General features: G+C 65.7%; 25 protein-coding genes and 1 rRNA gene. 7 read left to right on the top strand and 19 right to left on the bottom strand.

The window, feature by feature from the left end:
* Positions 1 to 143: 143 nt before the first annotated feature.
* The 7 genes from KHY18_RS04750 to KHY18_RS04720 form a co-directional block, all read right to left on the bottom strand.
* Positions 144 to 788, bottom strand: coding sequence for a DsbA family protein (locus KHY18_RS04750; protein WP_213294881.1), 645 nt, complete (start codon positions 786 to 788; stop codon positions 144 to 146).
* 76 nt (positions 789 to 864) lie between these two features.
* Positions 865 to 1,134, bottom strand: coding sequence for a DUF1289 domain-containing protein (locus KHY18_RS04745; RefSeq protein WP_213295027.1), 270 nt, complete (start codon positions 1,132 to 1,134; stop codon positions 865 to 867).
* A gap of 43 nt (positions 1,135 to 1,177) precedes the next feature.
* Complete coding sequence (locus KHY18_RS04740) at positions 1,178 to 2,104, bottom strand: hydroxymethylglutaryl-CoA lyase (protein WP_213294880.1); 927 nt, start codon at positions 2,102 to 2,104, stop codon at positions 1,178 to 1,180.
* Between the two features lie 51 nt (positions 2,105 to 2,155).
* A complete protein-coding gene (locus tag KHY18_RS04735) occupies positions 2,156 to 3,076 on the bottom strand; it encodes a 2-hydroxyacid dehydrogenase (RefSeq protein ID WP_213294879.1) in 921 nt (306 codons plus the stop codon).
* Between the two features lie 79 nt (positions 3,077 to 3,155).
* Positions 3,156 to 5,168: an acetyl/propionyl/methylcrotonyl-CoA carboxylase subunit alpha gene (locus KHY18_RS04730; RefSeq protein ID WP_213294878.1), complete on the bottom strand. Its 2,013-nt coding sequence runs from the start codon at positions 5,166 to 5,168 to the stop codon at positions 3,156 to 3,158.
* Between the two features lie 34 nt (positions 5,169 to 5,202).
* Complete coding sequence (locus KHY18_RS04725) at positions 5,203 to 5,982, bottom strand: enoyl-CoA hydratase/isomerase family protein (protein WP_213294876.1); 780 nt, start codon at positions 5,980 to 5,982, stop codon at positions 5,203 to 5,205.
* Between the two features lie 10 nt (positions 5,983 to 5,992).
* Complete coding sequence (locus tag KHY18_RS04720; RefSeq protein ID WP_213294873.1) at positions 5,993 to 7,600, bottom strand: carboxyl transferase domain-containing protein; 1,608 nt, start codon at positions 7,598 to 7,600, stop codon at positions 5,993 to 5,995.
* A 92-nt stretch (positions 7,601 to 7,692) separates the two neighbouring features.
* Here KHY18_RS04720 and KHY18_RS04715 point away from each other — a divergent pair, with 92 nt between their 5' ends.
* The 3 genes from KHY18_RS04715 (at position 7,693) to KHY18_RS04705 (ending at position 11,372) form a co-directional block, all read left to right on the top strand.
* Positions 7,693 to 9,438, top strand: a complete 1,746-nt coding sequence (locus KHY18_RS04715; protein ID WP_213294871.1) for a Na+/H+ antiporter — start codon at positions 7,693 to 7,695, stop codon at positions 9,436 to 9,438.
* A 99-nt stretch (positions 9,439 to 9,537) separates the two neighbouring features.
* Complete coding sequence (locus KHY18_RS04710; RefSeq protein ID WP_213294870.1) at positions 9,538 to 10,620, top strand: AraC family transcriptional regulator; 1,083 nt, start codon at positions 9,538 to 9,540, stop codon at positions 10,618 to 10,620.
* 65 nt (positions 10,621 to 10,685) lie between these two features.
* Positions 10,686 to 11,372 (top strand): glutathione S-transferase family protein, encoded by a 687-nt coding sequence (locus KHY18_RS04705; protein ID WP_213294869.1) that lies wholly within the window; start codon positions 10,686 to 10,688, stop codon positions 11,370 to 11,372.
* Between the two features lie 9 nt (positions 11,373 to 11,381).
* Here KHY18_RS04705 and KHY18_RS04700 read toward each other — a convergent pair whose 3' ends face one another.
* The 3 genes from KHY18_RS04700 to KHY18_RS04690 are packed head-to-tail and all read right to left on the bottom strand — an operon-like array spanning position 11,382 to position 13,235.
* A complete protein-coding gene (locus KHY18_RS04700) occupies positions 11,382 to 12,047 on the bottom strand; it encodes an HAD family hydrolase (RefSeq protein ID WP_213294867.1) in 666 nt (221 codons plus the stop codon).
* A 58-nt stretch (positions 12,048 to 12,105) separates the two neighbouring features.
* Positions 12,106 to 12,516 (bottom strand): YchJ family protein, encoded by a 411-nt coding sequence (locus KHY18_RS04695; RefSeq protein WP_213294865.1) that lies wholly within the window; start codon positions 12,514 to 12,516, stop codon positions 12,106 to 12,108.
* Entirely contained in the window at positions 12,516 to 13,235 is a 720-nt protein-coding gene (locus tag KHY18_RS04690) for a DUF4197 domain-containing protein (RefSeq protein ID WP_213294863.1), read from the bottom strand. The genes KHY18_RS04695 and KHY18_RS04690 overlap by 1 nt, the downstream gene beginning before the upstream one ends.
* Before the next feature lie 158 nt (positions 13,236 to 13,393).
* On the opposite strand from KHY18_RS04690, the gene KHY18_RS04685 reads away from it, so the two are divergent.
* Positions 13,394 to 13,867, top strand: a complete 474-nt coding sequence (locus KHY18_RS04685; protein ID WP_213294861.1) for a DUF421 domain-containing protein — start codon at positions 13,394 to 13,396, stop codon at positions 13,865 to 13,867.
* Position 13,868: 1 nt separating this feature from the next.
* Here KHY18_RS04685 and KHY18_RS04680 read toward each other — a convergent pair whose 3' ends face one another.
* From KHY18_RS04680 to KHY18_RS04645, 8 genes are all read right to left on the bottom strand, one after another.
* Positions 13,869 to 14,999 carry an acyl-CoA dehydrogenase family protein gene (locus KHY18_RS04680; RefSeq protein WP_213294858.1) on the bottom strand — a complete coding sequence of 377 codons (1,131 nt, stop codon included), beginning with the start codon at positions 14,997 to 14,999 and terminating at the stop codon, positions 13,869 to 13,871.
* Positions 15,000 to 15,177: 178 nt separating this feature from the next.
* On the bottom strand, positions 15,178 to 15,849 hold the full coding sequence (locus tag KHY18_RS04675; RefSeq protein ID WP_213294855.1) for an SDR family oxidoreductase: 672 nt from the start codon (positions 15,847 to 15,849) through the stop codon (positions 15,178 to 15,180).
* A 26-nt stretch (positions 15,850 to 15,875) separates the two neighbouring features.
* Positions 15,876 to 16,517: an MSMEG_1061 family FMN-dependent PPOX-type flavoprotein gene (locus KHY18_RS04670; RefSeq protein ID WP_213294853.1), complete on the bottom strand. Its 642-nt coding sequence runs from the start codon at positions 16,515 to 16,517 to the stop codon at positions 15,876 to 15,878.
* Positions 16,518 to 16,567: 50 nt separating this feature from the next.
* Complete coding sequence (locus KHY18_RS04665; protein ID WP_213294851.1) at positions 16,568 to 17,749, bottom strand: acetyl-CoA C-acyltransferase; 1,182 nt, start codon at positions 17,747 to 17,749, stop codon at positions 16,568 to 16,570.
* Entirely contained in the window at positions 17,746 to 19,626 is a 1,881-nt protein-coding gene (aceK, locus tag KHY18_RS04660; protein ID WP_213294848.1) for a bifunctional isocitrate dehydrogenase kinase/phosphatase, read from the bottom strand. The genes KHY18_RS04665 and aceK overlap by 4 nt, the downstream gene beginning before the upstream one ends.
* A 39-nt stretch (positions 19,627 to 19,665) precedes the next feature.
* Positions 19,666 to 20,328, bottom strand: a complete 663-nt coding sequence (gene can / locus KHY18_RS04655) for a carbonate dehydratase (RefSeq protein WP_213294844.1) — start codon at positions 20,326 to 20,328, stop codon at positions 19,666 to 19,668.
* Between the two features lie 38 nt (positions 20,329 to 20,366).
* Positions 20,367 to 21,548 (bottom strand): isovaleryl-CoA dehydrogenase, encoded by a 1,182-nt coding sequence (locus KHY18_RS04650; RefSeq protein WP_213294841.1) that lies wholly within the window; start codon positions 21,546 to 21,548, stop codon positions 20,367 to 20,369.
* Between the two features lie 55 nt (positions 21,549 to 21,603).
* Entirely contained in the window at positions 21,604 to 21,999 is a 396-nt protein-coding gene (locus KHY18_RS04645) for a MerR family transcriptional regulator (RefSeq protein ID WP_213294838.1), read from the bottom strand.
* Positions 22,000 to 22,105: 106 nt separating this feature from the next.
* Between KHY18_RS04645 and KHY18_RS04640 the strand changes: the two genes are divergently transcribed.
* The 3 genes from KHY18_RS04640 (at position 22,106) to KHY18_RS04630 (ending at position 25,245) form a co-directional block, all read left to right on the top strand.
* Positions 22,106 to 23,185, top strand: coding sequence for an MBL fold metallo-hydrolase (locus KHY18_RS04640; RefSeq protein WP_213294835.1), 1,080 nt, complete (start codon positions 22,106 to 22,108; stop codon positions 23,183 to 23,185).
* Between the two features lie 182 nt (positions 23,186 to 23,367).
* On the top strand, positions 23,368 to 24,756 hold the full coding sequence (locus KHY18_RS04635) for an RAD55 family ATPase (RefSeq protein ID WP_213294832.1): 1,389 nt from the start codon (positions 23,368 to 23,370) through the stop codon (positions 24,754 to 24,756).
* A 15-nt stretch (positions 24,757 to 24,771) separates the two neighbouring features.
* Positions 24,772 to 25,245, top strand: coding sequence for a response regulator (locus KHY18_RS04630; RefSeq protein WP_213294830.1), 474 nt, complete (start codon positions 24,772 to 24,774; stop codon positions 25,243 to 25,245).
* 229 nt (positions 25,246 to 25,474) lie between these two features.
* On the opposite strand, the gene rrf is transcribed toward KHY18_RS04630, so the two are convergent.
* Positions 25,475 to 25,587 (bottom strand): 5S ribosomal RNA (gene rrf / locus KHY18_RS04625).
* Positions 25,588 to 25,678 lie beyond the last annotated feature (91 nt).

Here is a 25,678-nt window from a genome sequence, read left to right as displayed (position 1 = left end):
CCCCCATTCTTGGAGACGGTACTGACCCCTCTCTGACACCAAACCAACAGGAACTTGCATCAAACTGACGCAGCGCTGACATTCTCAGGTCCAACCCTTGGGCCGCATTTTGCGATGTGAAAACTGCGGCCTTGGAGCAGGTTTCAGGCTTTCAGACCCGATGGCGTCTGCGGCAATGCATCCCAATGCGCGGCGTCAAACCAGGGGTCCTGCGCCAGATAGGCGCGCAACATCGGCAGGCCGTCGAGCCCCCAGAAAATCTTGCCGTCCACTTCCCAGGCGGGCACGCCAAACACACCGGCAGCGGCCGCAGCGTCGGTGTTCGCGCGCAGCCAGTCCTTGGCGCGCTGCGCGGCCTGGTCATCGGTGCGCAACTGGGCGTCGAGTTGTTGCTGCAGTTGCGCGAGGCGCTGGCCATCGAGCGCCAGCTGGCCGCCCTGCCAGACATGGCGCAGCACCGTGCCGGCGACAAAACGGTTGATGCCGCCGTCGTCGCTGCACTGCAGCGCCAGCCGCAGCAGCGGCAAGGGATTGAACGGGTGCTCGGCCGGCATCTCCAGGCCCACGCCCAGCGATTCGCCCAGCCACTGCACATGGCGATAGGTCCAGGCGCGCTTGGCCGCAATGCCCGCCGGACCGGGATTGCCATCCCGCTGCAGCAGCGCGCCCAGCAGCACCGGCCGGTAGTCCACCGTATAGCTCAGGCCTTCGAGCACTTCGGGCATGCGCTCGAAGGCCAGCCAGGCATAAGGGGAAACGAAATCGAGATGGAAGGTGATGTGTTTCATGGCGAAACCTCTGGCCCGGCGCCACGGGTTTCACGCCGTTCGTCCTGAGCCTGTCGAAGGATGAACGGCCAAACCTCTAATCAGGCGCCGAAACCGCCGCCGGATGCGCAATGCCCGCTCGCACCAGCAGCTGCGCCCAGATGTCGCGCCGCTGCGCGGCACCGACCTTGCCCCAGGCACGCAACTCGTCGAGCGTGCGAAAGCAGCCCTGGCAATGGCTGCGATCGGGCGTCATGCGGCAGACGCTGATGCAGGGCGAAGTGACGACGCCGTCGAAATCCTCGGCAAAGCCGCCTTCGGCCGCTACCAGCGCCGCGCGCTGCGCGAGCGCGACGGGAATGTCGATCACGGGCTTGTCTGCCACGACGGCGGCCGCCACGACCGGAATCTCAGACAGCGTCACAGGCACTCGCTTCCCGCTTGGCCAGCAAGGCCTTGGCGACGCGCGACTGCGTGGGGCGGCCGAGGAAATCGCTGATGTACTGGCCGGCGTCGATCAACGCGTCGAGATCGATGCCGGTTTCAATGCCCATGCCCTGCAGCATGTAGACCACGTCTTCGGTCGCGACGTTGCCGGTCGCGCCCTTGGCATAGGGGCAGCCGCCCAGGCCCGCGACCGAGGTGTCGAACTGCCACACGCCCATTTCGAGCGAAGCCAGCGTATTGACCAGCGCCTGGCCGTAGGTGTCGTGGAAATGGCCGGACACATCGTCGAGCGCGAAATGTGCAAGCGTGGCTTCGAGCGCGCGCTGCACCTTGATGGGCGTGCCTACGCCAATGGTGTCGGCGACGCCCACATGCTGCACGCCAATGCCTTTCATCAGCCCCGCCAGATAGCCCACGCGCTCCGGCGCGATCTCGCCTTCGTACGGGCAGCCGACGGTGCACGACATCGCGCCGCGCACATAGATGCCGGCCGCGCGCGCGGCTTCGACCACGGGAGCGAAGCGTTCGATGCTTTCGGCAATGGAGCAGTTGATGTTGCGCTGGCTGAAGGCTTCGCTGGCCGCGGCGAAGACCACGATTTCATCGGGCCGGCTCGCGAGCGCGGACTCGAAGCCGCGCATGTTGGGTGTCAGCACCGAGTAGCGCACGCCGGGCTGGCGCGTGATGCCGGCCATGACTTCGGCGTTGTCGCCCATCTGCGGCACCCACTTGGGGCTCACGAAGCTCGTGACTTCGATTTCGCGCAGGCCCGCGGCCTGCAGGCGGTGCACGAGTTCGATCTTCACGGCCGCGGGAACGGTCTGCTTTTCGTTCTGCAGGCCGTCACGCGGGCCGACATCCACCAGTTTGACGCGGGAGGGATAGCGCATGGTTGTGATTCCGTAGGGTAGTTGTGGAAGGTGGGCGCTGCGCGCCCAGGTTCAATAGCCGCGCGCGCCTTCGACCACACCGGTCAAGGCCTCGCCGCGTTCCAGCGCCGCGATCTTGCCCGTGATCTGCGCCAGGCAGTCGTGGTGCAGCGTGCGCGCCGACGCATGCGGCGTGAGCCGGATGCGCGGGTGGCGGCGAAACGCGTGGTCCGCGGGCAGGGGCTCGGTGCGAAACACATCGAGCGTGGCGCCTGCCACATGGCCGGCGTCGATCTGGTCCAGCAGGTCCTGCTCCACCAGATGCGCGCCGCGCGCGACGTTGATCACATAGGCGCCGGCCTGCAGTTGCGAGAAGGTCCTGGCGTTGAGGATATCGCGGGTCTCGTCGGTCAGTGGCAGCAGGTTGACAAGCACCCGGCTCGCGCCGAGGAATTCTTCCAGGCCCTGGGCCCCGCTGTAGGTGGTGACACCGCCCTGCTGGCGCGGCGAACGGCTCCAGCCATGGACCGGAAACTCGAAATGCGCGAGCGCCTGCGCCACGCGCTGGCCCAGCACGCCCAGGCCCATCACGCCGACGGGGAAGTCGCTACGCACGCGCGGCTTGCGGAAGGTCCACGCACCACGCGCCATGTCTTCTTCATAGACATCGAGCTCGCGGAAATGCCGGATCACCGCATGGCACACATATTCCGCCATCTGCACCGCCATGCCCGCGTCTTCGATGCGCACCACGGGCACGCCCGCGGGCAGCTTCAAGCGCAGCAGGCCGTCGACGCCCGCACCCATATTGAACATGGCCTTGAGACCGGGCTGTTCGTCCATGAACTGCTGGGGCGGCGCCCAGACCAGCGCATAGTCGGCCTGCGGATCGCCCGGCTGCCAGACCGACACTTCGGCATCGGGCAAGGCGGCGCGCAGGTCCTCGATCCAGGGACCGGGCTTGATATCGGTACAGCAAAAAGTGATTTTCATGGGGCCTGAGCGTACCCTGGCTTGGGCGGCAGCGCCGCCAAAAGCCCGGGGTTCTTGCGTCTATGTCGTGGTGCCAGGCTTATGCGCGCGCCAGCCGCAGCAGTTCGGCGCCGTCGCCGATCTGATCGCCGGGCAGATACAGCAGCTCCTCGACCAGGCCGGCGTGCGGCGCGGCGATGGTGTGCTCCATCTTCATCGCTTCCATCACGGCCAGCGCCTGTCCGGCCGTCACGCTGTCGCCCACCTTGACGGCAAACGACACCAGCTTGCCCGGCATGGGCGCGGTGAGGCGGCCGCCTTCGGTCTGCGCTTCGCCCGCATGGGCCAGCAGGTCTATGCCGGTCAGCGTCTGCGCGCCGCGCGGCGTGAACACATGGTATTGCTCGCCGAGTTGATGCACCTGGGCGCGCGTGCGCTGGCCGGCATATTCGAGATCCAGCTGACCGTCCTTGGCGGAAAAAACCAGCGGGGCGTCCAGCGCCGGCAAATCCTCCTGCGCGGCCAGCACCAGCGCCAGCGCGCCACCGGGCAGATAGCGCAGGCGTGCGTCCACGGTCGCGCCTTCGATCACCCACGACCAGGGGCGCTCGGTGCGGCCATGCGACTGCCAGCCATCGCGCCGGCTGAACGGATCGGCGCCCTGCTGCGCCTGCTCCTGCAGCAGCGCACTGGCCACGGCCGCGGCCACGGCCAGCGGCACGCCCACCGGGTCCTGGTGGAACAGCTGATCCTTCTCGCGTTCGATCAGCGCGGTATCGAGCCGGGCCTGCGCAAACGACGGCGAGCGCAGCACATGGCGCAGGAACTGCACGTTGGTCGCCAGGCCCACGATCTGCGTCTGGGCCAGCGCCGCGTCGAGGCGCGCCAGCGCCTGCTCGCGGTCGTCGCCGCGCACGATCAGCTTGGCGATCATCGAGTCGTAGAACGGGCTGATCGCATCGCCTTCGCGCACGCCGTCGTCGATGCGCACATCGGCGATGCTGAAGCTGCTGGCGGCCGGCTTGCGGTACACATGCAGCGTGCCGGTCGCGGGCAGGAACTGGTTGTCGGGGTTCTCTGCGCAGATGCGCGCCTCGATCGCATGGCCGATGATGCGCAGCTCGTCCTGGCGCTTGGGCAGGGGCTGGCCGCTGGCCACGCGCAACTGCCACTCGACCAGGTCTTCGCCGGTGATGGCTTCGGTCACCGGATGCTCCACCTGCAGCCGGGTGTTCATCTCCATGAAGAAGAAGTCCATCGCGCCGCCGTCGCGCTGCTCGACGATGAACTCCACCGTGCCCGCGCCCACGTAGTTGACGGCGCGCGCCGCGGCCACGGCGGCCGCGCCCATCTGGCTGCGCAGCGCTTCGGTCATTCCCGGCGCAGGCGCTTCTTCGAGCACTTTCTGGTGGCGGCGCTGCACCGAGCAGTCGCGCTCGAACAGATAGACATAGTTGCCCAGCGTGTCGCCAAACACCTGGATTTCGATATGGCGCGGGCGCTGCACGTATTTCTCGATCAGCACCGCGTCGTCGCCGAAGCTGTTGATCGCTTCGCGCTTGCAGCTCGCGAGAGCGGCCGCGAAGTCTTCGCTCTTGTCGACCGCGCGCATGCCCTTGCCGCCGCCGCCCGCGCTGGCCTTGATCAGCACCGGGTAGCCGATGCGGTCGGCTTCGCGCTGCAGCTGCTCGGGGTCCTGGCCCGCGCCGTGGTAGCCGGGCACCAGCGGCACGCCGGCCTTTTCCATCAGCTGCTTGGAGCCAGCCTTGAGGCCCATCGACTGGATGGCCGAAGGCGGCGGGCCGATGAACACCAGGCCGGCGTCGGCGCAGGCCTGGGCGAACTCCTCGTTCTCGCTCAGAAAGCCATAGCCCGGATGCACGGCCTGGGCGCCCGTGGCCTGGGCCGCGGCCAGAATGCGCTCCCAGCGCAGGTAGCTGTCCTTGGGCGCGCTGCCGCCGATGTGCACGGCTTCGTCGCAGGCCGCGACATGCTGGGCGCGCGCGTCGGCGTCGGAGTACACGGCCACCGTGCGAATGCCCATGCGGCGCGCCGTGGCGGCGACGCGGCAGGCGATTTCGCCACGGTTGGCGATCAAGATCTTGCTGAACATACTGTCTCCCGGAAATTCGTTGTGTGCGCCGCCGTTACGCGAGCCAGGAAGGCTTGCGCTTCGACAGGAAGGCCTGCACGCCCTCCTTGCCTTCGGCGCTCGCGCGGATGGTGGCGATGCTCTCGACCGTGGCCGCGACCAGGCCGGGCTCGATCTCGCGCTCGGCGACGTCGATCACCAGCTTCTTGCAGGCGCGCACCGCGGCCGGGCCGGCGCTCAGCAGCGGCTTGAGCAAGGCGGCCAGCGTGTCGTCCAGCGCGTCGGCGCCGGCGACTTCATGCACGAAGCCCATGCGCCGCGCCTCGGCGGCGTCGAAACGCTCGCCCGTGAGGAAATAGCGGTGCGCGGCGCGCGCGCCCATCGCGCGGATCACGTAGGGGCTGATGGTCGCGGGAATCAGGCCGATCTTGACTTCGCTGAGGCAAAAGCCTGCGGTATCGGCGGCCACGGCCATGTCGCAGGCCGCGACCAGGCCCATACCGCCCGCATAGACATCGCCCTGCACGCGTGCAATCGTCGGCTTGGGGCATTCGTAGATGACGCGCAGCATCTCGGCGAGCTTGCCCGCGTCGTCGCGGTTCTCGTCGCGCGTGTAATCGGCCATGCGGCGCATCCAGTTCAGGTCGGCGCCCGCGCAGAACGCCGGGCCTTCGGCCGCGAGCACCACGGCGCGCACGTCGGCGCGCTCGCCCACCGTCAGAAAGGCCTGGGTGATGTCGGCGATCGCGACATCGCTGAACGCGTTGCGGATTTCGGGCTGGGACAGCGTGATGCGGGCCACGCCCGCGTCATAGGCAATGTGAAGCGTAGACATGCGGACTCCTTTACATGCGGAACACGCCAAAGCGTGTGTCTTCGATGGGGGCGTTGCGCGCGGCCGAAAGGCCCAGCGCCAGCACGCGGCGCGTGTCGGCGGGATCGATCACGCCGTCGTCCCACAGCCGCGCGGTCGCGTAGTAGGGGTGGCCCTGGTCTTCGTACTGCTGGCGGATGGGCGCCTTGAACGCTTCCTCCTCGTCGGCGCTCCACTGGCCGCCGCGGCCTTCGATGCCGTCGCGCTTGACCGTGGCCAGCACACTCGCGGCCTGCTCGCCGCCCATCACGGAGATGCGCGCGTTGGGCCACATCCAGAGGAAGCGCGGCGAGAACGCGCGCCCGCACATGCCGTAGTTGCCGGCGCCGAAGCTGCCGCCGATGATGATCGTGAACTTGGGCACGGCGGCCGTGGCCACGGCCGTGACCAGCTTGGCACCGTGGCGCGCAATGCCTTCGTTCTCGTACTTGCGCCCGACCATGAAGCCCGTGATGTTCTGCAGGAACACCAGCGGAATCTTGCGCTGACAGCACAGCTCGATGAAGTGCGCACCCTTGACGGCCGACTCGCTGAACAGGATGCCGTTGTTGGCGATGATGCCCACCTGCATGCCTTCGATGCGCGCGAAGCCGCAGACCAGCGTGCTGCCGAAACGCGCCTTGAATTCGTCGAACTGGCTGTCGTCAACGACGCGGGCGATGATTTCGCGCACGTCGAACGGCTTGCGCGTGTCGACGGGAATCACGCCGTAGAGTTCCTCCGTGGCAAAGCGCGGCGCCACGGGCACGGCATCGGCGGCGTCGGCCGGCTTGCTACGGTTCAGGTGCGAGACCGCGGTGCGCGCCAGCGCCAGCGCGTGCAGATCGTTTTGCGCCAGGTGATCGGCCACGCCCGACAGCCGCGTGTGCACGTCGCCGCCGCCCAGGTCTTCGGCGCTGACGACTTCGCCCGTCGCCGCCTTGACCAGCGGCGGGCCGCCCAGGAAGATCGTGCCCTGGTCCTTGACGATGATGGACTCGTCGCTCATCGCGGGCACGTAGGCGCCGCCGGCCGTGCACGAGCCCATGACCACGGCGATCTGTGCGATGCCCTGGGCGCTGAGATTGGCCTGGTTGAAGAAGATGCGGCCGAAATGGTCGCGGTCGGGAAACACATCGTCCTGGTTGGGCAGGTTGGCACCGCCCGAGTCGACGAGATAGATGCAGGGCAGGCGGTTCTGCGCGGCGATCTCCTGCGCGCGCAGATGCTTCTTCACGGTGATCGGGTAGTAGGTGCCGCCCTTCACCGTGGCGTCATTGCAGACGATCATGCAATCGATGCCGCTGACCCGGCCAATGCCCGCGATCAGGCCCGCGCCCGGCGCGGCGTTGTCGTACATGTTGAGCGCGGCCAGCGGCGCGAGTTCGAGAAACGGCGTTCCCGGGTCCAGCAGCTGCTGCACGCGGTCGCGCGGCAGCAGCTTGCCGCGTGCCAGATGCTTGGCGCGCGCGGCTTCGCCGCCGCCCGCGAACACCTTGTCGACCTGGCGGCGCAGGTCTTGCACCACGCTCTGCATCGCGGCCGCATTGGCCAGGAAATCCGCCGAGCGGGAGTTGAGTCGAGATTCGAGAATGCCCATTTCTTGCCTCTGTAGCATTTGCCCTAGCGGCAAACGTGGTTTTTATTTCCATTCAGCGGTCTGCGGGGTTTGCCGCTGAGGACAATGCCCGGATGCACACCGTTGAAACCGTCTTGTTGGTACTGATGCTCGGAGCCTTGACCGGCATCGCTGCCAGATATGTCCGCGCCATTCCCCTGCCCCTGATCCAAATCGCGCTCGGCGCCCTGATTGCCTGGCCCCAGAAGGGCTTGCACATCGCTTTCGACCCCGAGCTGTTTCTGCTGCTGTTCATTCCACCGCTGCTGTTCTCCGACGGCGCGCGCATTCCCAAGCGCGAGTTCTTCGCGCTCTACAAGCCGATCCTGAAACTCGCGCTGGTGCTGGTACTGTTCACGGTACTCGGTCTGGGCTATCTGATCCACTGGATGATTCCCGCAATGCCGCTCACAGTGGCCTTCGCGCTGGCCGCGGTGATCTCGCCCACCGATGCGGTGGCGGTGTCGGCCATCACGCGCAATCTGGGCATGCCCGAAAAGACCATGCATGTGCTCGAAGGCGAATCGCTGCTCAACGACGCCTCGGGCCTGGTGGCGCTCAAGTTCGCGGTCGCCGCGACGCTGACCGGCTACTTCTCCTGGGGGGAAGTCGCCAAGGACTTCACCTGGATGGCCGTGGGCGGCCTGGGCGTGGGCACGGCCCTGGGCTGGGGCTTCAGCTACGCGCGCAGCACCATCACGCGCCGCCTGGGCGATGTCGCCGCGACGCAGATGGTCTTGCTGCTGTTGCTGCTGCCGTTCGCCGCCTATATCGTCGGTGAAAAAATCGGTGTCTCGGGCATTCTGGCGGCCGTTGCCGCGGGCGTCGCGACCAACTTCGCCGACCTGGACCGCGGCAACTTCATCACCGAACGCATGCAGAGCACGGCCACCTGGTCCATGGTCGAAGCCGCGTTCAACGGCGCGATCTTCCTGTTGCTGGGACTGCAGCTGCCGTCCATCATCGGCAGCACGTTGTTCGCGGCCGGTGAAAACTGGTGGATTCTGGTCGGTTACGTGATCGTGATTTCGACGGCGCTGCTGCTGATGCGCTGGGTCTGGCTGATGCTGGGCGTGCAGCGCAGCCTGCACCAGGCCCACCGCCAGGGCAAGATGGCCGAGAAGCCATCGCGCCTGCTGACGCTGGCCACCACGGTCGCCGGAATCCGCGGCGCGGTGTCGCTGGCTGCGGCGCTGTCCGTGCCGCTGCTGCTGAAGAACGGCCAGCCGTTTCCCAGCCGCGATCTGCTGATCTTCCTGGCCACGGGCACCATCTTGTTCACGCTGGTGCTGGCCAGCATCGCCCTGCCCTGGATACTGCGCCACATGCCGCCGGCCGCCGAGCCCGAAACCGTGCGCGAGGAACGGCTGGCGCGCGTCGCCGCGAGCCAGGCCGCGCTCAACAGCCTGATGCTGACCGACGAACAGGCGCAACAGCGCGACCCCGCCTGGCTGGCCCAGCGCCAGGAAGTCGTCGGCCACCTGACGCAGGAATACCGCAACCGGCTGAACCTGCTCGATGACGACAGCACTTCGGCCTCGTCGGTCGAGGCCCAAAGCGAAACGCCCGAACTGGTGATGCAGCGCAAGCTGCGCTACGTGATGGAAATGGACATGCGCATCCACTGCCTGCAGCGTGAACGCGAAGTGCTGTACGCCGAACGCCAGGCGCACCGCATCAACGACGAGTCGCTGCGCAGCCTGGTCAATGAACTCGACCTGTCCGAAGTCGCGCTGCGCAAACGCCTGGCCGTGGCGCGCCGCGCTGCCGGCCTGCCGCCGGCCGGCGAGCATACGGCCGCGGGCCATGCCGCGCATTGAGCGGCGGGGGGCGGCGGTCTTGGAGCAGGACATGCCTGTCAGCATACGGGTCTGCCCTGCGCCATTCAGGCCACAAAGGTTGCAATAATTGCCAGCACCATGTCCACACCGGCCCTCGTCCGCCCTCCCCAGCCGCTGGCCGCGCACGCCGCCGACGGCCACCCCGCCCTTACGCCCATGGCGTTTGTACAGGCGATCGTGCAGGCCTATGCCGACCGCGGAATGCCCGCCGACGGCGCGCTGAACAAGGCACAAATTGCGCCACAGTCGGTTGCCGATGACAGCGCCCGCATCACCGCGATGCAGATGGAAGCGCTGTCGGACGCCGCGATGCGCGAACTCGACGACGAAGCCCTGGGCTGGTTCGGCCGCCGCCTGCCCTGGGGCAGCTACGGCATGCTGGCGCGCGCCTCGATCAGCAGCGGCTCGCTGGGCCTGGCGCTCGCGCGCTGGTGCCGCCACCACGGGCTGCTGGCCGACGACATCGCCTTGAGCCTGCAGACCCAGGGCGAGACCGCCGAGCTGGTGATCACCGAACAGCGCTCGCTGGGCGCGATGCGCGAGTTCTGTCTGGTCTCGGTGCTGCGCAACATCCACGGCCTTGCGAGCTGGATGATCGATGCGCGCCTGCCGCTGCTGCAGGCGCAGTTTCCCTTCGCGCCGCCCGCGCATGCCGATGTCTATCCCGTGCTGTTTCCCGTCGCCGGGCCCGCGGGCGTGGTGTTTGACGCGGCCCAGGCGAGCCTGCGCTTCGACGCCCGCCACCTCGCGCTGCCGCTGGCGCGCGACGAAGCCGCATTGCAGCAGATGCTGCAGCGCGCGCTGCCGCTCACCGTGCGCCCCTACCGGCGCGAGCGCCTGCTGGCCCAGCGCGTGCGCCGCCTGCTGATCGCCGACGCCCAATGCCTGCACACCGCCGCGACGCTGGCCGAGCTCCTCCACCTGTCGGCGCGCAGCCTGCACCGCCAGCTCAAGGAAGAAGGCACGTCGCTGCAAGCCCTCAAGGACACGGTGCGGCGCGCGCGCGCGCTGGCCCTGCTGCACCGCACCAGCCAGCCCATCAAGCGCGTCGCGCTGGCCTGCGGCTTCGTCAGCGAGAAAAGCTTCATGCGCGCCTTCCGCCAATGGACGGGCGACACGCCGGCGCAGTACCGGCGGCGCAGCAACGCCTTGCCCGACTGAGAAAACTGGCGCGATCCGCACCTATAACGGCGGACGGCGCAACCGGGCCCTGCCTAGACTGGCCCATGCCCGACACCCCCGCCCCCTACCAGCTGCACCACTGCGTGAGCGCGCGCTCGTTTCGCGCGCTGTGGATTCTTGAAGAGCTGCAGCAGCCCTACGAATTGCTGATGCTGCCATTTCCGCCGCGCGCGCTGGCGCGCGACTATCTCGCGCTCAACCCGCTGGGCACGGTGCCGCTGCTGCGCCATGGCGCGGCGCGGCTCACCGAGTCGGCGGCCATCTGCGAATACCTGGCCGCGCGGCATCCGCAAGCCGGGCTGTCGGTGGGCGCGCACGAAAGCGACTTCGGCGCCTATCTCAACTGGCTGCACATGAGCGACGCGACGCTGACGTTTCCGCAGACGCTGGTGCTGCGCTACACCCACTTCGAGCCGGCCGAGCGGCTGCAGCCCCAGGTCGCCCAGGACTATGCGCGCTGGTTTCTCGCGCGCCTGCGCGCGGTCGAAGCGACCGTTGAACAACAGGAATGGCTTTGCGCCACGCGCTTCACGGCCGCCGACGTGGCCGTGGGCTATGCGCTGATGCTGGCCGTACACCTGGGCCTGTCCGCCCAATGGGGGCCGGCGACACAGGCCTATTGGCAACGCCTGCAGGCCAGGCCGGCCTTTGCGCGCGCGCTCGCCGCCGAGCATGGCGCGGCGCTGGCGCAAGGCGTGCCGACCACGCCGTCGCCGCTGCTGCGGCCCTGACGGCGCGCGTCAGCCCGCGAGCAATGCCGGGAGTTCGCTCATCGAGCGCATGATGCGCGCCACGCCCGCGTCCTGCAGCATCTGCGGCGTCGCGAACAGCACGGGATCGGGGCAGTAGCCCCAGACCGTCGCCCCGGCCGCAAGCCCCGCCTGAATGCCCGGCACCGAATCCTCGATCACCAGACAGCGTTCTGGCGCGATGCCCAGCGCGGCCGCAGCGGCCAGGTAGACATCGGGAAACGGCTTGGAGCGCGGCGTCTCGTGGCCGCTGAACACCCGGCCCGTGAAGTACGGCGCCATGCCCACCTGGGTCAGCTGCATTTCGACCTTGAAGCGGTCCGCGCCCGAAGCCACGGCAATGCGGCCCTGCAGCTGTTCATGCACGGCCTGCACCGAAGCCAGCGCACCGTCGATCGCCACCAGCTGCGCGCGCAGTTGGTCGTTGCGGCGTTCATAGAAAGCCGCCATCCATTCGTCGGTCAGCGGCTTGCCGGTATGCGCCTCGATGCGCGCGGTCTCGCTGCGCACCGTGCGGCCGATGAAGACGCGCATGCATTCCTCGGCCGAAATCGGCCAGCCCGATTCGTTGAGCATGGTGCACAGCACCGTATTGGTAATGGTTTCGCTGTCGACGAGCACGCCGTCGCAGTCAAACAGGATCGCTTCAAATTGCATGGCTTGCGCCGGCATTGCGCCGGCCTGGGTGATTCAAGAAAGGAAAAGGCAAACGCCCTCAGAACTGGTCGCCGTCGACATAGAACCAGCGCCCCTGCTCGCGCACAAACCGGCTGCGCTCATGCAGCCGCACCGCGCGCCCCGCAATCCGGTAGCGCGCGACAAACTCGACTTCCGCCCGGTCGTCGCCCGTCACCTGGAAGTCCTTGACGCTGAGCCCCAGCCAGCGCGTGGCGGCATCGAAATCCAGTGTCGCCGGCCGCTGGCTCGCATGCCAGGTGGCCTGCAGATAAGCCGCGTCAGCCCGCACGAACGCGCTGTAGCGCGAGCGCATCAGATGCTCGGCATCGGGCGCGGGCCGGGTGTCGAAATGCGCGACGAAACGTTCGCAGCAGTCGGCATAGGACAGCGGCCGCGCCTTGCCATCGACCCGCCCGCAAGGGCAGGCCTGTGTCGTCGCCTGGCCCATCAGCGTGCCCCGAACACTTTTTGCAGCAGCGCGCTGCCCGTGCCCACGGGGTCCTTGCGGATCTTGCGCTCTTCCTCGCCAATCATCAGAAACAGCCCGTCGAGCGTCTTGCCCGTCACGTACTGCGACAGATCGGCATCCTGGGCGCTGATCAGGCCCAGGCCCGCGGCCTTGCCCGCGAACTGGTTGTACTGCTGCGCCAGGCCCACCTGGTCGGTCGCCTGCTTGACCACGGGCAGAAAGCGCGTGTTCAGCGGCGCGCGCGTCTTCTCGGCGAAGAACGCGGTCACCGAGTTGTCGCCGCCGGTCAGGATCTTCTTCGCGTCGGTGACGCTCATGGTCTGCACGGCGTTGACCAACAAGTCCTTGCCCATGGGCACGGCAGCCTCGGCCGCGCGATTGATCGAGGTTTCGAGTTCGGTGATGCGCTTGCCCTGGCCGAAGCGCTTCATCAGCTTGGCCGCATCGTCGAGATATCCGGGCAGCGGAATGCGCACTTGCGGGTTGTTCAGAAAACCATCGCGCCGCCCGAGCAGCGCCACCGCGGCTTCGGCTCCTTTGCTCAGCGCCAGCTTGATGCCGCTGCTGGCATCGGCCGACGACAGCTGGGCCAGCGACAGCGCCTGGGCCTGCTGCCAGGCGCCCAGCAGCAGCGCGCCCAGGGCGGCGTGGCACTGGCGACGCGTCACGCAAGAGGGAGGAGACAGCGGGTGGTGCATGGTGAAAATTCCTTCAAGAAGCAGGTGCCGGCCCTGCAGGCGCTGGCGGTGCCAGTCGCCATTTTGCCTCTGACCACAGCACCCTTGCAGCATGGCGGTCTGGACAAGCCGCGCACCGACCGGCACAGTGGCCCATGCAACCCAAGGAGTGCGACAACATGCTGGAGCTATCGGTACCGTGGTGGGAGTTCATTTTCCGGGGAATCGTCGTCTATCTGTTCCTGCTGGTCTTCATGCGCCTGACCGGCAAGCGCCAGACCGCGCAGTACGCGCCGTTCGACCTGATCCTGCTGCTGATCCTGTCGAACGCCGTGCAGAACGCGATGAACGCCGGCGACAACTCGCTGCTCGGCGGGCTGATCCTGGCGACCACGCTGCTGGTGTGCCACATGCTGCTGTCGCGGCTGGGCTACTACTTCCCGCGCCTGTCGCGCCTGATCGACGGCAAGGCCCAGGTGCTGGTCGACCAGGGGCAGGTCAACGCGCCGCTGATGCACCAGGAGCTGATCACGCGCGAAGACCTCGACGCCGCGCTGCGCGCCGGCGGCTGCCTGCACCTGCACGAAGTCGAGCGCGCGACGCTGGAAACCGACGGCCACATCACCATCGTCCTGCGTCGCAAGAGCCCCTGATTCAGGCCAGCGCGCGCTGGATGATGATCTTCTGCACGTCGCTCGTGCCTTCATAGATCTGGCACACGCGCACGTCGCGGTAGATGCGCTCGAGCGGAAAATCGCTGACCACACCATAGCCGCCCAGCGTCTGTATCGCCGCGCTGCACACGCGTTCGGCCATTTCGCTGGCGAACAGCTTGGCCATCGCGGCCTCCTGCAGGCAGGGCCGGCCCGCGTCGCGCAGGCTGGCCGCATGCCAGATCAGCTGGCGCGCGGCTTCGAGCTGGGTCGCGCATTCGGCCAGCCGAAAGCCCACGGCCTGGTGCTGAATGATCGCCTGACCGAAGCTTTCGCGCTCCTTGGCATATTGCACCGCCACCTCGAACGCGCTGCGCGCCATGCCCAGGCTTTGCGCCGCAATGCCTATGCGCCCGCCTTCGAGCGCCGACAGCGCGATCTTGTAGCCTTCGCCTTCTTCGCCCAGCCGGTTCTCTGCCGGAATGCGGCAACCTTCAAAGCGGATCTGCGCGGTGTCGCTGCTGTGCTGGCCCAGCTTGTCTTCGAGGCGCGCGACCACATAGCCGGGCGCGCTGGTCGGAACGAGAAACGCGCTCATGCCTTTCTTGCCCGCGGCCTTGTCGGTGACCGCAATGACGATCGCCACCTGGCCGTTCTGGCCGCTGGTGATGAACTGCTTGTCGCCGTCGATCACATAGTCGCCGCCGTCCTTGCGCGCCGTGGTGCGCAGCGACGAGGCGTCCGAGCCCGCATGCGGCTCGGTCAGGCAGAACGCGCCCAGCATCTCGCCGCGCGCCAGCGGCACCAGCCACTGCTTCTTCTGCGCCTCGTTGCCGTAGCGCATCAGGATCGCGTTCACCGGGCAGTTGGTCACGCTGATCGCGGTGCTCGTGCCGCCGTCGCCCGCGGCGATTTCTTCCAGCACCAGCGCCAGGCTCAGCGTGTCGAGGCCCGCGCCGCCATAGGCTTCTGGCACGCAGATGCCGTACGCGCCCAGCGCCGCCAGGCCCTGGTGCACGTCCTTGGGAAAGTGGTGTTCCTTGTCCCAGCGCGCCGCATGCGGCCAGATTTCGCGCTGCGCAAAATCGCGCACCGCGTCGCGAATCATTTCCTGGTCGGGGGTCAGCAGCATGTTGTTTGTCTCCGTTATTGATATTTATGTGGGGTCCGTTCAGCGCGGCACACACGACCCAGCAAATCGCAGATTTGCGGTTGAGGCTAGGCGCGGCCGGCTAGGCGCCGGGCCGCAGACAGTGCGAATAGCACGGCAAGGCGCGGCAACGACGCCTCAAGGGTCGTTTGTGCCGCGATCACCAGCTGTCTGCGCGGCGGCCGTCGTGGTGCAGCAGCTTGCCCGCATCCGCGGCCTGCGCGCCCGCGAGCGTCGCGCGCATGCCCTGCACGCTTTCCTCGACCGACAGCGGCGCCACGCTGCCGCCCATCTCGGTGCGCACCCAGCCCGGGTCCATGGTCAGCAGCAGCACGCCGGGCCAGCCATGCTGGGCCGTCGCCACCGCCATGTTGAGCGCGGCCTTGCTGCAGCGGTAAAGCCAGGAATGGTCGTCGTCCACATGGCCGATCTGGGCCATGCTGCTCGAGATGAAGGCGAACTTGCCGCCCGCCGCCTGCACCATGGGCGCGACCTGGGGCAAGGCCTGCATCGCCCCCAGCAGATTGGTGTGCATCACGCGATCGAACTCCTGCTGCGTGGGCGGGTTGGTCGAGTGCAGATGGTCGAGCACGCCGGCCACATACCACGCATGGTCGAATTTCTCGCCGTCGAGCAGCCAGGCCAGGCCGCTGACCGACTGCGGCTGGGCCACGTCGATCAGATGCACGGCCGCCGCGCCCCGCGCCAGCAGCGCGTCGCGGTCCTCGGCGCGGCGCACCGTCGCGATCACGCGGTCGCCGTTGTCAATGTACTGTTGCGCCAGCTCACGGCCAATGCCGCGCGACGCGCCTATCACCAATACCTGCGCCATTGCGCCTCCTTTAAAAACCTGGGCTTCTAGGACTCGCCCGTGGGTGCAACGCCCTGCTCCTGCGCGATCAGGTGCGCATAGCGCGCCACCATCACTTCGTGCGGCTCGGCCGGTGCCTTCAGACCTATCTGCGCATGCACCATCTGATTCAGGCCGGGCATGGTCGAGCGCGGCACCTGGGCCTCGGGCTTCCACAACCGCGCGCGCATCAGCGCTTTCGCGCAGTGCAGATAGGCTTCGTGCACCGTTACTTCGATCACCAGCCGTATGCGTGGGTTGTCGGCGCGGAACAAGGCCGTGTAGTGGGCTTCGTCGCGCAGCCGCGCCGTGCCGTTGACGCGCAGCGTCTCGTCGAAGCCGGGAATGAGAAACAGCAGACCGATGCGCGGGTCGTGCAGCAGATTGCTCATGCTGTCGAGCCGGTTGTTGCCGCCCACATCGGGCAGCAGCAGCGTGTTCTTGTCGGGCGCCTTGACGAAGCCCGGGCGCCCGCCGCGCGGCGAGGCGTCGAGCAGCGCGCCCGCCGGGCCCGCGGTCGAGACGATGCACAGCGGCGACAGCGCCAGGAAACGCAGGCAGTAACGGTCCAAATCCACTTGCTGCTTGAGCAAGGCCCGCTCCGCAGGCGCTTCGTAGAGCGTTCGCAACTGCTCCTCGTTGGTGATCACGGTGTTTCCCTTCTCTGATGCCGCCCGCGGTTCTCGGGCCGTCAGGCAGCTTAAACCAACTCGATCGCCATGGCCGTGGCTTCACCGCCGCCAATGCACAGCGTGGCCAGGCCACGCTTCTTGCCCCGGGTCTGCAGCGCATGCAGCAGCGTGACCAGAATGCGCGCACCGCTCGCGCCTATGGGGTGGCCCAGCGCGCAGGCGCCGCCATTCACGTTGACGATGTCGTGCGACACGTTCAGCTCGGTCATCAGCGCCAGCGGCACGACCGCGAAGGCTTCGTTGATTTCCCACAGATCGACATCGGCCACGCTCCAGCCGGCCTTCTTCAGCGCCTTCTGCGTCGCGCCCACAGGGGCCGTGGTGAACCATTCGGGCGCCTGCGCGAAGCTTGCGTGCGCAACGATGCGCGCCAGCGGCTTGCAGCCCAGTTCCTTGGCCGTCGATTCGCGCATCAGCACCAGAGCGGCCGCGCCGTCGTTGATGCTCGAGCTGGACGCCGCCGTGATCGTGCCGTCCTTCTTGAACGCCGGCTTGAGGCTGGAAATCTTGTCGAGCCGCGCCTTGGCCGGGCCTTCGTCAATGCTCACCACCACGTCGCCCTTGCGCGTCGACACCGTCACGGGCGTGATCTCGGCCGTGAACGCCCCGCTTTGCGTCGCCGCCTGCGCGCGCTGCACGCTGGCCGTGGCGAACGCGTCCTGCTGTTCGCGCGTGAACTGGTACTTGGCCGCGCAGTCTTCGCCGAACGTGCCCATCGATCGGCCGGGCTCATAGGCGTCTTCAAGGCCGTCGAGCATCATGTGATCGAAGATCTTGTCGTGGCCCATACGGTAACCGCCGCGGCCCTTCTTCAGCAGATAGGGTGCGTTGGTCATGCTCTCCATGCCGCCCGCCACCATCACGTCGCGGCTGCCGGCCACGAGCTGGTCATGCGCCAGCAGCGTCGCCTCCATGCCCGCGCCGCACATCTTCGACAGCGTCACCGCGCCCGTGCTTTGCGGCAGGCCGCCCTTGAAACCCGCCTGGCGCGCCGGGGCCTGGCCCTGGCCGGCCATCAGGCAGTTGCCGAACAGCACTTCATCGACTTTCTCGGGCGCGATGCCCGCACGCTCCACGGCCGCGCGTATCGCCGCACCGCCCAGATCATGGGCCGCGAGTTCGGCGAAGTCGCCCTGGAAAGCACCCATGGGGGTACGGGCTGCGCCCACGATCACAATGGCTTCGGTCATTCTTCTGTCTCCTGTTGGTTTGAAAATGGAAAAGAACGCCCGGCGCTGTTCGCGCTGAGCGGGTCGTCGCAGGCATTCCACACAAAGCGGCGTTCGCGCTCATAGGGAAAAACATCGTGCATATGGCCGGCGCGAATGCGCTGCTGGTGGCCCTGCCAGAACGCGGGCTCGAGCAGATCGGCATGGTGTTGAAGAAACACTTCGCGCACCGCCGGATGACCCAGCAGGAAAGGCGCGAAGCTCTGCGGAAACACATCGCGCGGCCCTACCGCGTACCAGATTTCGCCGCTCATCTCGTCTTCCTCGTTGCGCGGCTGCGGCACGGCGCGGAAGTTGCAATCCGTCAGGTACTCGATCTCGTCGTAGTCATAGAACACCACCTTGCCGTTGCGCGTCACGCCGAAGTTCTTCCACAGCATGTCGCCCGGAAAGATGTTCGCCGCGACCAGGTCCTTGATCGCATTGCCGTACTCGACCACGCTGCGCGCGAGCTGCGCCTGGGCGCGCTCGTCTCCCGGCCCGGCCTCGAGCGCCTCCTGCAGGTACAGGTTGAGCGGAATCATGCGCCGCTCGATATAGAGGTGGCTGATGATGACTTCGGTGCGCCCGTCGCCGTCGCGGTCGCTGATCTCCAGCTGGCTGGGCGCGAACTTCTCGATTTCGGCGATCAGCGCGTCGTCGAAGCGATCGCGCGGAAACGCCACCAGGCTGTACTCCAGCGTATCGGCCATGCGCCCCACGCGGTCGTGCTGCTTGACCAGCTGGTACTTGGCCTTGACCTGCTCGCGCGTGGTGTCCTTCTGCGGCGGGTAGTAGTCCTTGATCAGCTTGAACACATAGGGAAAGCTGGGCAGGTCGAACACCAGCATCACCATGCCCTTGATGCCCGGCGCGATGCGAAAGGCATCGCTCGAATAACGCAGGTGGTGCAGGAAGTCGCGATAGAACAGCGTCTTGCCCTGCTTGGCCAGGCCCAGCGCGGTGTACAACTCGGCGCGCGGCTTGCCCGGCATCAGGCTGCGCAGGAACTGCACATAGCCGCTGGGAATTTCCATGTCGACCATGAAATAGGCGCGCGCAAAGCTGAACAGCGCCTGCAGATCGTCCTCGCCGAACAACGCGGCATCGATCACTAGCCCGTCGCGCGGCCCATGCAGCAGCGGCAGCACCAGCGGCAGCTCGGTGAAACCGTTGATCAGCTTGGCCACCACATAGGCGCCCTTGTTGCGAAAGAACAGGCCCGACAGCACCTGGATCTGAAAATTCGTGCGCTGCTTGTCGAGCACGCCCTGGTCGAGGATCGCCTGCTGCACCGCGGCCAGATCGCGCGGCAGATCCTCGAACGCGCGCTGCAGGCCGAAGTCTTCGACGATCTGCTGCAGCGTCGCCAGCAGCGTCTGCGGCGCGGGCGCACGCCGCGGGTAATAGGCGCGGTAAGTGGGCCGCGCGGCGGGGTCGTCGTTCTCTATGTATTCCGTGCTGACCGCGGGCCGCACGAAAATGAAATCGTTGTGGAAGTGCGTGCGGTGCAGGATCTTGGTCGTGACCGAGTTGAAGAAAGTCTCGGCCAGCTCGGGCTGGAAGTGGTTCACGAGCAAGCCGATGTAATGCAGCTTGACCTGCTGCCACACCGCCATCGGCAGCCCTCCGGCCGCGAACTCCTTCTCCAGGCGCCGCGTGCATTCCTTGACGCGCAAGTCATAGAACTCGATGCGCTCACGCTGGGCGCGCTGCTGGCCATGCCAGTCAGCGGTCTCGAAGCGGTGCTTGGCGCGCGCCGACTCGGAGCGAAACAGCCGGTAGTGGCGGTTGAAACCATCCATCATCGCCTTGGCGATGTCATAGGCCTGCGGCGCATCGAGACGTTGGGGAAACATCGCGCCGTGCCTGGAGGAATTCCGCCGTCGCCGCGCGGCTTAGCTGCGCTCGCGGCTGGCGACGTACGCCACGGCCTGCTGGTAGGCCTTGTCGGCGCCCTCGACGCCGGGCAGCGTCATCTGCAGGTTGTTGATCAGGCCGTCCTTGAGGCCATAGCACCAGCCGTGCAGCGTGACTTTCTGGCCGCGCGCCCAGGCGTCCTGCATCACCGTGCTCTGCGAAATGTTCATCACCTGCTCGATCGAATTGAGCTCGCACAGCGCATCGTGGCGCCAGGCCGCGGGCAGGGCCTCGAGCAATTCGCGGTGCTTGTCGCGCACATCCTTCACATGGCGGATCCAGTTGTCGACCAGGCCCATGCGCAGGTCATTGAGCGCGGCCAGCACGCCGCCGCAGCCGTAGTGGCCGACCACCATCAGGTGTTCGACATGCAGCTGGTCGACCGCGTACTGGATGGTCGACAGACAGTTGAGATCGCTGGGCACGACCACGTTCGCGACATTGCGGTGCACGAAGATCTCGCCCGGCTCCAGGCCCGTGATCTGGTTGGCGGGAACGCGGCTGTCGGAGCAGCCTATCCACATGTAGCGCGGTTTCTGCTGCGCCATCAAGCCAGTGAAGAACCCGGGGCGGTCATGCTCCACCTGGGCAGCCCATGCGCGGTTGTGAGCGAAGAGTTCATCGATGGAAGTGGTCGTCATGTGGAATTCCTGGTAATCAAAAGACAGGCGCGGAACGCTCAGCAGGTCTCGGCAAACAATTCGCGACCGATGAGCATGCGGCGGATTTCGCTGGTTCCCGCGCCGATTTCATAGAGTTTCGCATCCCTCCAGAGTCGCCCCAGGGGGTAGTCGTTGATATACCCATTGCCGCCATAGATTTGCACGCCTTCGCCGGCCATCCAGGTGGCTTTCTCGGCGCACCACAGGATCACGCTCGCGCAGTCCTTGCGCACCTGGCGAACATGCTCCGTTCCCAGCAGATCGAGGTTTTTGGCGACCGTATAGGCAAAAGAGCGGCCCGCTTGCAGCACGGTGTACATGTCCGCGACCTTGCCCTGGATCAGCTGGAACTCGCCAATGCTCTGGCCGAACTGCTTGCGATCGTGGATATATGGCACGACCGAATCCATCACCGACTGCATGATGCCCAGCGGCCCGCCGGTCAGCACCGCGCGCTCATAGTCGAGCCCGCTCATCAGCACCTTGGCGCCGTTGTTCAGGCCGCCGAGCACGTTCTGCGCCGGCACTTCGACGTTCTCGAACACCAGCTCGCCCGTATGGCTGCCGCGCATGCCCAGCTTGTCAAGCTTCTGCGCCACGGAGAAGCCAGCCATGCCCTTCTCGATCAGGAACGCCGTCACGCCGCGCGCGCCCATCTGCGGCTCGGTCTTGGCATAGACCACCAGCGTGTCGGCATCGGGACCGTTGGTGATCCACATCTTGCTGCCGTTGAGCAGGTAGTAACCGCCCTTGTCCTCGGCCTTGAGCTTCATGCTGATCACGTCCGAGCCCGCGCCCGGCTCGCTCATCGCCAGCGCGCCCACATGCTCGCCGCTGATCAGCTTGGGCAGGTACTTGCGCTTTTGCTCTTCCGTGCCGTTGCGGTTGATCTGGTTCACGCACAGGTTGCTGTGCGCGCCATACGACAGGCCGACCGAAGCGCTGGCGCGAGAGATCTCTTCCATCGCCACCATGTGGGCCAGATAGCCCATCTGCGCACCGCCCCAGGCCTCGGGCACGGTAATGCCCAGCACGCCCAGCGCGCCCATCTTTTCCCACAGGTCCATGGGGAACTGGTCGTTGCGATCGATCTCGGCGGCACGCGGCGCGATCTCGCTTTGCGCGAATTCGCGCACCGCATCGCGCAGCGCATCGATGTCTTCGCCCAGCTGGAAGTTGAGTCCTGGAAGGTCGGTCATGGCTTGTCTCCTGTCGGTTTATTTTGATTACGTTTACGTAAACGTCAATTATGGATTATTTTGCCCCATCGACCTTGTCCAAAAGCTGACGGGCCTCGTTTTCATGTTCGCGCACCTCGTCCAGGTTCATCTGCAGGTCGGCCATGCGGTCCTCGAGTTGCTGCCGGTGCTGGCCCAGCACTTCGAGAAATTTGCGCAATTGCGCTCCCGTATCGCGCGGGCTGTCGTAGACATCGATGATGTCCTTGGCTTCGCTGAGCGACAGGCCCAGGCGCTTGGCACGCAGCGTCAGGCGCAGCCGGGTGCGGTCGCGCGCGCTGTAGATGCGGTTTCGCCCCGCGGGCCCGGTGCGCTCGGGCTGCAGCAGCCCCATGTCTTCATAGAAGCGCATGGCGCGTGTGGTCAGGTCGAACTCTTTGGCCAGGTCGCTGATGGTGTAGGTGATGGGCATACGAAGATCGGGGGGAGAGCCGCGCAAGTGACATGCGAACCTGCGCGAATCCCTAGAATGCAAAATGTGACGTTTACGTCAACGTTAACATAACTCGGTCCGCACCATGAACCTGCTTGAACACGAAATCCACTACCCTCTCGCGGATGCGATGCCGCCAGCCGGGAGCTGCATGGAAGTCGCACCAGGCGTCAAATGGATTCGCATGGGCCTGCCGTTCGCGCTCAACCACATCAACCTCTGGCTGCTGCGCGACCACTTCGACGACGGCGCGGGCCCGCGCGAAGGCTGGACCGTGATCGACTGCTGCGTGGCCAGCGACAGCAGCCGCGCGCAATGGGAACAGATCTTCGCCGAGCAGCTCGAGGGCCTGCCCATCGTGCGCGTGCTCGTGACCCACATGCATCCCGACCACATCGGCCTCGCACATTGGCTTTGCAGCCGCTGGCAAGCGCCGCTGTGGATCAGCGCCACCGATTACCACGTGGCGCTGGTCGCCTGCAAGCCACCCGCGAGCCACGACCTCGAAGGCGGCGCGCGGTACGCGGCGTTCTATCAGCAACACGGCCTCGACGACCCCGAGTTCCTCGAGCATGTGATGCACCGCACCGCCTACTACCCGCAGCTCGTTCCCGACCTGCCCGACAGCTTTCGCCGCCTGATGGACCACGATCGCATCCAGATCGGCGCGCAGACCTGGGAATGCATCGCCGGCTACGGCCATGCGCCCGAACACATGGCGCTGTACTGTGCCGAATTGCAGGTGCTGATCAGCGGCGACATGGTGCTGCCGCGCATTTCAACCAATGTCAGCGTGCACGCCAACGAACCCCAGGGCGACCCGCTGGGCTGGTTCCTCGATTCGCTGCAGCGTTATCTGCCGCTGCCCGAAGACACGCTGGTGCTGCCGTCGCACGGCAAACCGTTTCAGGGCCTGCACACGCGCATCCGCCAGCTGGAAGACCACCATGCCGAACGGCTGGACGAAGTGCGCGCAGCCTGCGCGCTGGGCCCCACCAATGCGGCCCAGGTCATGGAGACCATGTTCCGCCGCAAGCTCAATCCGCACGAGCAGACGTTCGCGCTGGGCGAAGCCCTGGCTCATCTGAACTACCTGTGGCGCCGCGGCGAACTCGCACGCCATGACCGCGACGGGCACTGCACTTTTACGTCAGTGACAAGATAGGGAGAACAGCTGGCGGCGGCATCCATGCGCCAGTCTTGGAGAATAAATTGCGGCAGGAAGCGCGTCAGCGCCGGCTGGTCGGGTCCTGCCCTGCCGCGCTCAACAGTACGCCTCCTCTAAAATCGAGGTTTCTCTGGCGCAAAGCAGCGTTCGTCCCTTCGATCTCTATCAAGTCAATAAAAATGAAACGATTGCCCACCCTGGTCGAAGGCCTCGACGACATCCTCAATGGCGGCTTGTTCGAAGGCGGCGTCTACATTTTCGAAGGGCCACCGGGCGTAGGCAAGACAACGCTGGCCAATCAGATTGCATACACACTTGCCAGGCGCGAAATCCGCACGGTGTATGTCACCATGCTCGCCGAGTCCCATGCGCGCATGTTGCAGCATATGGAACAGCAGATCTTCTTCGACAAGCAGGAAGTGAGCGCGACGGTCTTCTACGTCAGCGGCTATCGCGAGCTGGAACAAGGGGGCCTGAAAGCCGTCGTGCGCCTGCTGCGCGGCGAACTTGTGCGCCACCGTGCCTCGTTGCTGGTGATCGACGGAATGGTGGTCGGCAGCCTGGGTTCGATGACCAACGAAGCGGTGCGCCAGTTCGTGCACGAACTGCAGAGCCTGGTGAGTGCCATGTCCTGCACCTGTCTTGTGCTCACCAGCGGCCATGGCAATGCCTTGAGCGCGGAACAGACGATGGTCGACGGCATTTTCGCTTTCGAGGACCACGGCTTTCATTGGCGCGCCGAGCGCCGCATGCAGGTTCGCAAGTTCCGCGGCAGCGAGATCATCCGCGGCCAGCATACCTTCTGCATCTCGACGCAAGGGCTGCAGTTCTTCCCGCGCCTCGAAAGCCTGCCGCTGGCCGATGGCAATGCGAAGCTGGGCAAGAACACCGTATCCACCGGCTTGCGCGCAATCGACGATGTACTGCATGGCAAAGGCCTGGCCAGCGGCAGTGCGTCGGCGGTCATCGGACACACAGGTTCCGGCAAGACCACCTTCGCGCTGGCTTTTGCAGCAGCTTGCGATACCAGCGCCCCTGGGCTGATACTTTCTTTCACGGAGTCCAGCGGCGACTTGCGACGCATCGGAACCGAACTGGGCCTGGGCGTAGACGCGGCCGTGGGTTCCGGTGCATTGGTGATCAAGAATTTCGGGCATGAAGACGAATCCATGGATGAAATGGGCCACAAACTGCTGCGCCTGGTGGATGAGCTGAAAATTCGCCGGCTGGTGGTCGATGGTCTCGCAGGATTGGCCGACACCCTTGCATTCCCGGAACGGGGCTACCGTTTCCTGGGCCGTCTGCTGGTCGAACTGCGCCGGCGCGGAGTCACCTCACTTTTCACGGTCGATCCCGATGCCCTGGCCGTTGCGGCGGGCACACCGTTGGCCGATGGCATGGCTGGCTGGTTCGACAACGTTTTCTCTTTTGCACCTTTGCCCGCCGCTGATCGACAAGTCGACCGGCACGTTCTTACAATTGGAAAGATCCGCGGTGGCGCGGCCTCCCAGACTGCGGTAAACATCTTTGTTTCGCGTCCCCGGGCCGCAGAGCCTCTCGTTCCTTAAAAGGAGTTTGTCTCGATGAAAATGATTCTGATCGTCGAAGACGAATATGGAAATGCCGAGATCTTGCGGCTTTTGCTCGAGGCCGAAGGCTACCGGGTCATGCTGACGTCCAATGGCAAACACGCCTTGGAAGTCCTGAGAAACGGCGAAAAGCCCTCGCTGATACTTTCAGACTTCATGATGCCCATCATGAATGGCGGTGAATTGGGCCAGGCCGTGAGCCAGGACCAGGTGCTGAGCCAGATTCCTTTCATCTTCATGAGCGGGACCAGCCAGGATGTCGTGCGCCGTGCCTACAACGGCTACGACGCATTCCTGGCCAAGCCCATTGAGTTTGACTCCCTGCTGCTGGTAGTTGCCCGCCTGATTGCAGAAGGACGACCACCTCACCTGCCTGCAGAAGGGCGGTCACAGCCCCCACCCAATGGACAGGTAGAAGAATCGATGCGCCATCTGCTGAAGGGAATCCACATACCCCGGCGCGATTGACGCTGCGGCCGTACCGACACAAAGCAAAAAGAGAGCGCGTAGCGCTCTCTTTTTTGTTTTCGGATGTTGGATCCGCCGTCGTTATAGCTGCAAGCGCAGCCATGCCCTAGGCTGCCCCGCAGCGATGGCGTGTTCCCCTCAATGGAGAAACTGCTCGGAAGATGTTTTCAAATCGGAAAAAACAAAACCCCCAGGCCTTTGGGGCGCTGGGGGTTTGCTTGCTGTAAGAGCCTGACAATGACCTACTTTCACACGGGAACCCGCACTATCATCGGCGCAAAGTCGTTTCACTTTCCTGTTCGAGATGGGAAGGAGTGGTGCCAACTTGCTATGGTCATCAGGCATAACTTTTTGCTTCGGCGCTCAGTTTGTCGAGCGCTTCGGCGAATTCATAGAGACTGAAATCAGATTATATTTGATTGCGACTTGGCAT

The organism is Acidovorax sp. CCYZU-2555 (genome assembly GCF_018413525.1).
Taxonomy (GTDB): Bacteria; Pseudomonadota; Gammaproteobacteria; order Burkholderiales; family Burkholderiaceae_C; genus Comamonas.
This window is presented reverse-complemented; position numbering and strand designations above follow the sequence as displayed.

Bases quoted from the DNA above. Each gene is read 5' to 3' on its own strand.
- KHY18_RS04695 (WP_213294865.1), bottom strand. From the start codon at position 12,516: ATGGGCCAGGCGACGACACAGGCCTGCCCTTGCGGGCGGGTCGATGGC.
- KHY18_RS04710 (WP_213294870.1), top strand. From the start codon at position 9,538: ATGTCCACACCGGCCCTCGTCCGCCCTCCCCAGCCGCTGGCCGCGCAC.
- KHY18_RS04630 (WP_213294830.1), top strand. From the start codon at position 24,772: ATGAAAATGATTCTGATCGTCGAAGACGAATATGGAAATGCCGAGATC.
- KHY18_RS04740 (WP_213294880.1), bottom strand. From the start codon at position 2,104: ATGCGCTATCCCTCCCGCGTCAAACTGGTGGATGTCGGCCCGCGTGAC.
- aceK (WP_213294848.1), bottom strand. From the start codon at position 19,626: ATGTTTCCCCAACGTCTCGATGCGCCGCAGGCCTATGACATCGCCAAG.
- KHY18_RS04735 (WP_213294879.1), bottom strand. From the start codon at position 3,076: ATGAAAATCACTTTTTGCTGTACCGATATCAAGCCCGGTCCCTGGATC.
- KHY18_RS04645 (WP_213294838.1), bottom strand. From the start codon at position 21,999: ATGCCCATCACCTACACCATCAGCGACCTGGCCAAAGAGTTCGACCTG.
- KHY18_RS04675 (WP_213294855.1), bottom strand. From the start codon at position 15,849: ATGGCGCAGGTATTGGTGATAGGCGCGTCGCGCGGCATTGGCCGTGAG.
- can (WP_213294844.1), bottom strand. From the start codon at position 20,328: ATGACGACCACTTCCATCGATGAACTCTTCGCTCACAACCGCGCATGG.
- KHY18_RS04665 (WP_213294851.1), bottom strand. From the start codon at position 17,749: ATGACCGAAGCCATTGTGATCGTGGGCGCAGCCCGTACCCCCATGGGT.
- KHY18_RS04715 (WP_213294871.1), top strand. From the start codon at position 7,693: ATGCACACCGTTGAAACCGTCTTGTTGGTACTGATGCTCGGAGCCTTG.
- KHY18_RS04685 (WP_213294861.1), top strand. From the start codon at position 13,394: ATGCTGGAGCTATCGGTACCGTGGTGGGAGTTCATTTTCCGGGGAATC.
- KHY18_RS04680 (WP_213294858.1), bottom strand. From the start codon at position 14,999: ATGCTGCTGACCCCCGACCAGGAAATGATTCGCGACGCGGTGCGCGAT.
- KHY18_RS04730 (WP_213294878.1), bottom strand. From the start codon at position 5,168: ATGTTCAGCAAGATCTTGATCGCCAACCGTGGCGAAATCGCCTGCCGC.
- KHY18_RS04690 (WP_213294863.1), bottom strand. From the start codon at position 13,235: ATGCACCACCCGCTGTCTCCTCCCTCTTGCGTGACGCGTCGCCAGTGC.
- KHY18_RS04725 (WP_213294876.1), bottom strand. From the start codon at position 5,982: ATGTCTACGCTTCACATTGCCTATGACGCGGGCGTGGCCCGCATCACG.
- KHY18_RS04705 (WP_213294869.1), top strand. From the start codon at position 10,686: ATGCCCGACACCCCCGCCCCCTACCAGCTGCACCACTGCGTGAGCGCG.
- KHY18_RS04700 (WP_213294867.1), bottom strand. From the start codon at position 12,047: ATGCAATTTGAAGCGATCCTGTTTGACTGCGACGGCGTGCTCGTCGAC.
- KHY18_RS04720 (WP_213294873.1), bottom strand. From the start codon at position 7,600: ATGGGCATTCTCGAATCTCGACTCAACTCCCGCTCGGCGGATTTCCTG.
- KHY18_RS04640 (WP_213294835.1), top strand. From the start codon at position 22,106: ATGAACCTGCTTGAACACGAAATCCACTACCCTCTCGCGGATGCGATG.
- KHY18_RS04635 (WP_213294832.1), top strand. From the start codon at position 23,368: ATGAAACGATTGCCCACCCTGGTCGAAGGCCTCGACGACATCCTCAAT.
- KHY18_RS04750 (WP_213294881.1), bottom strand. From the start codon at position 788: ATGAAACACATCACCTTCCATCTCGATTTCGTTTCCCCTTATGCCTGG.
- KHY18_RS04650 (WP_213294841.1), bottom strand. From the start codon at position 21,548: ATGACCGACCTTCCAGGACTCAACTTCCAGCTGGGCGAAGACATCGAT.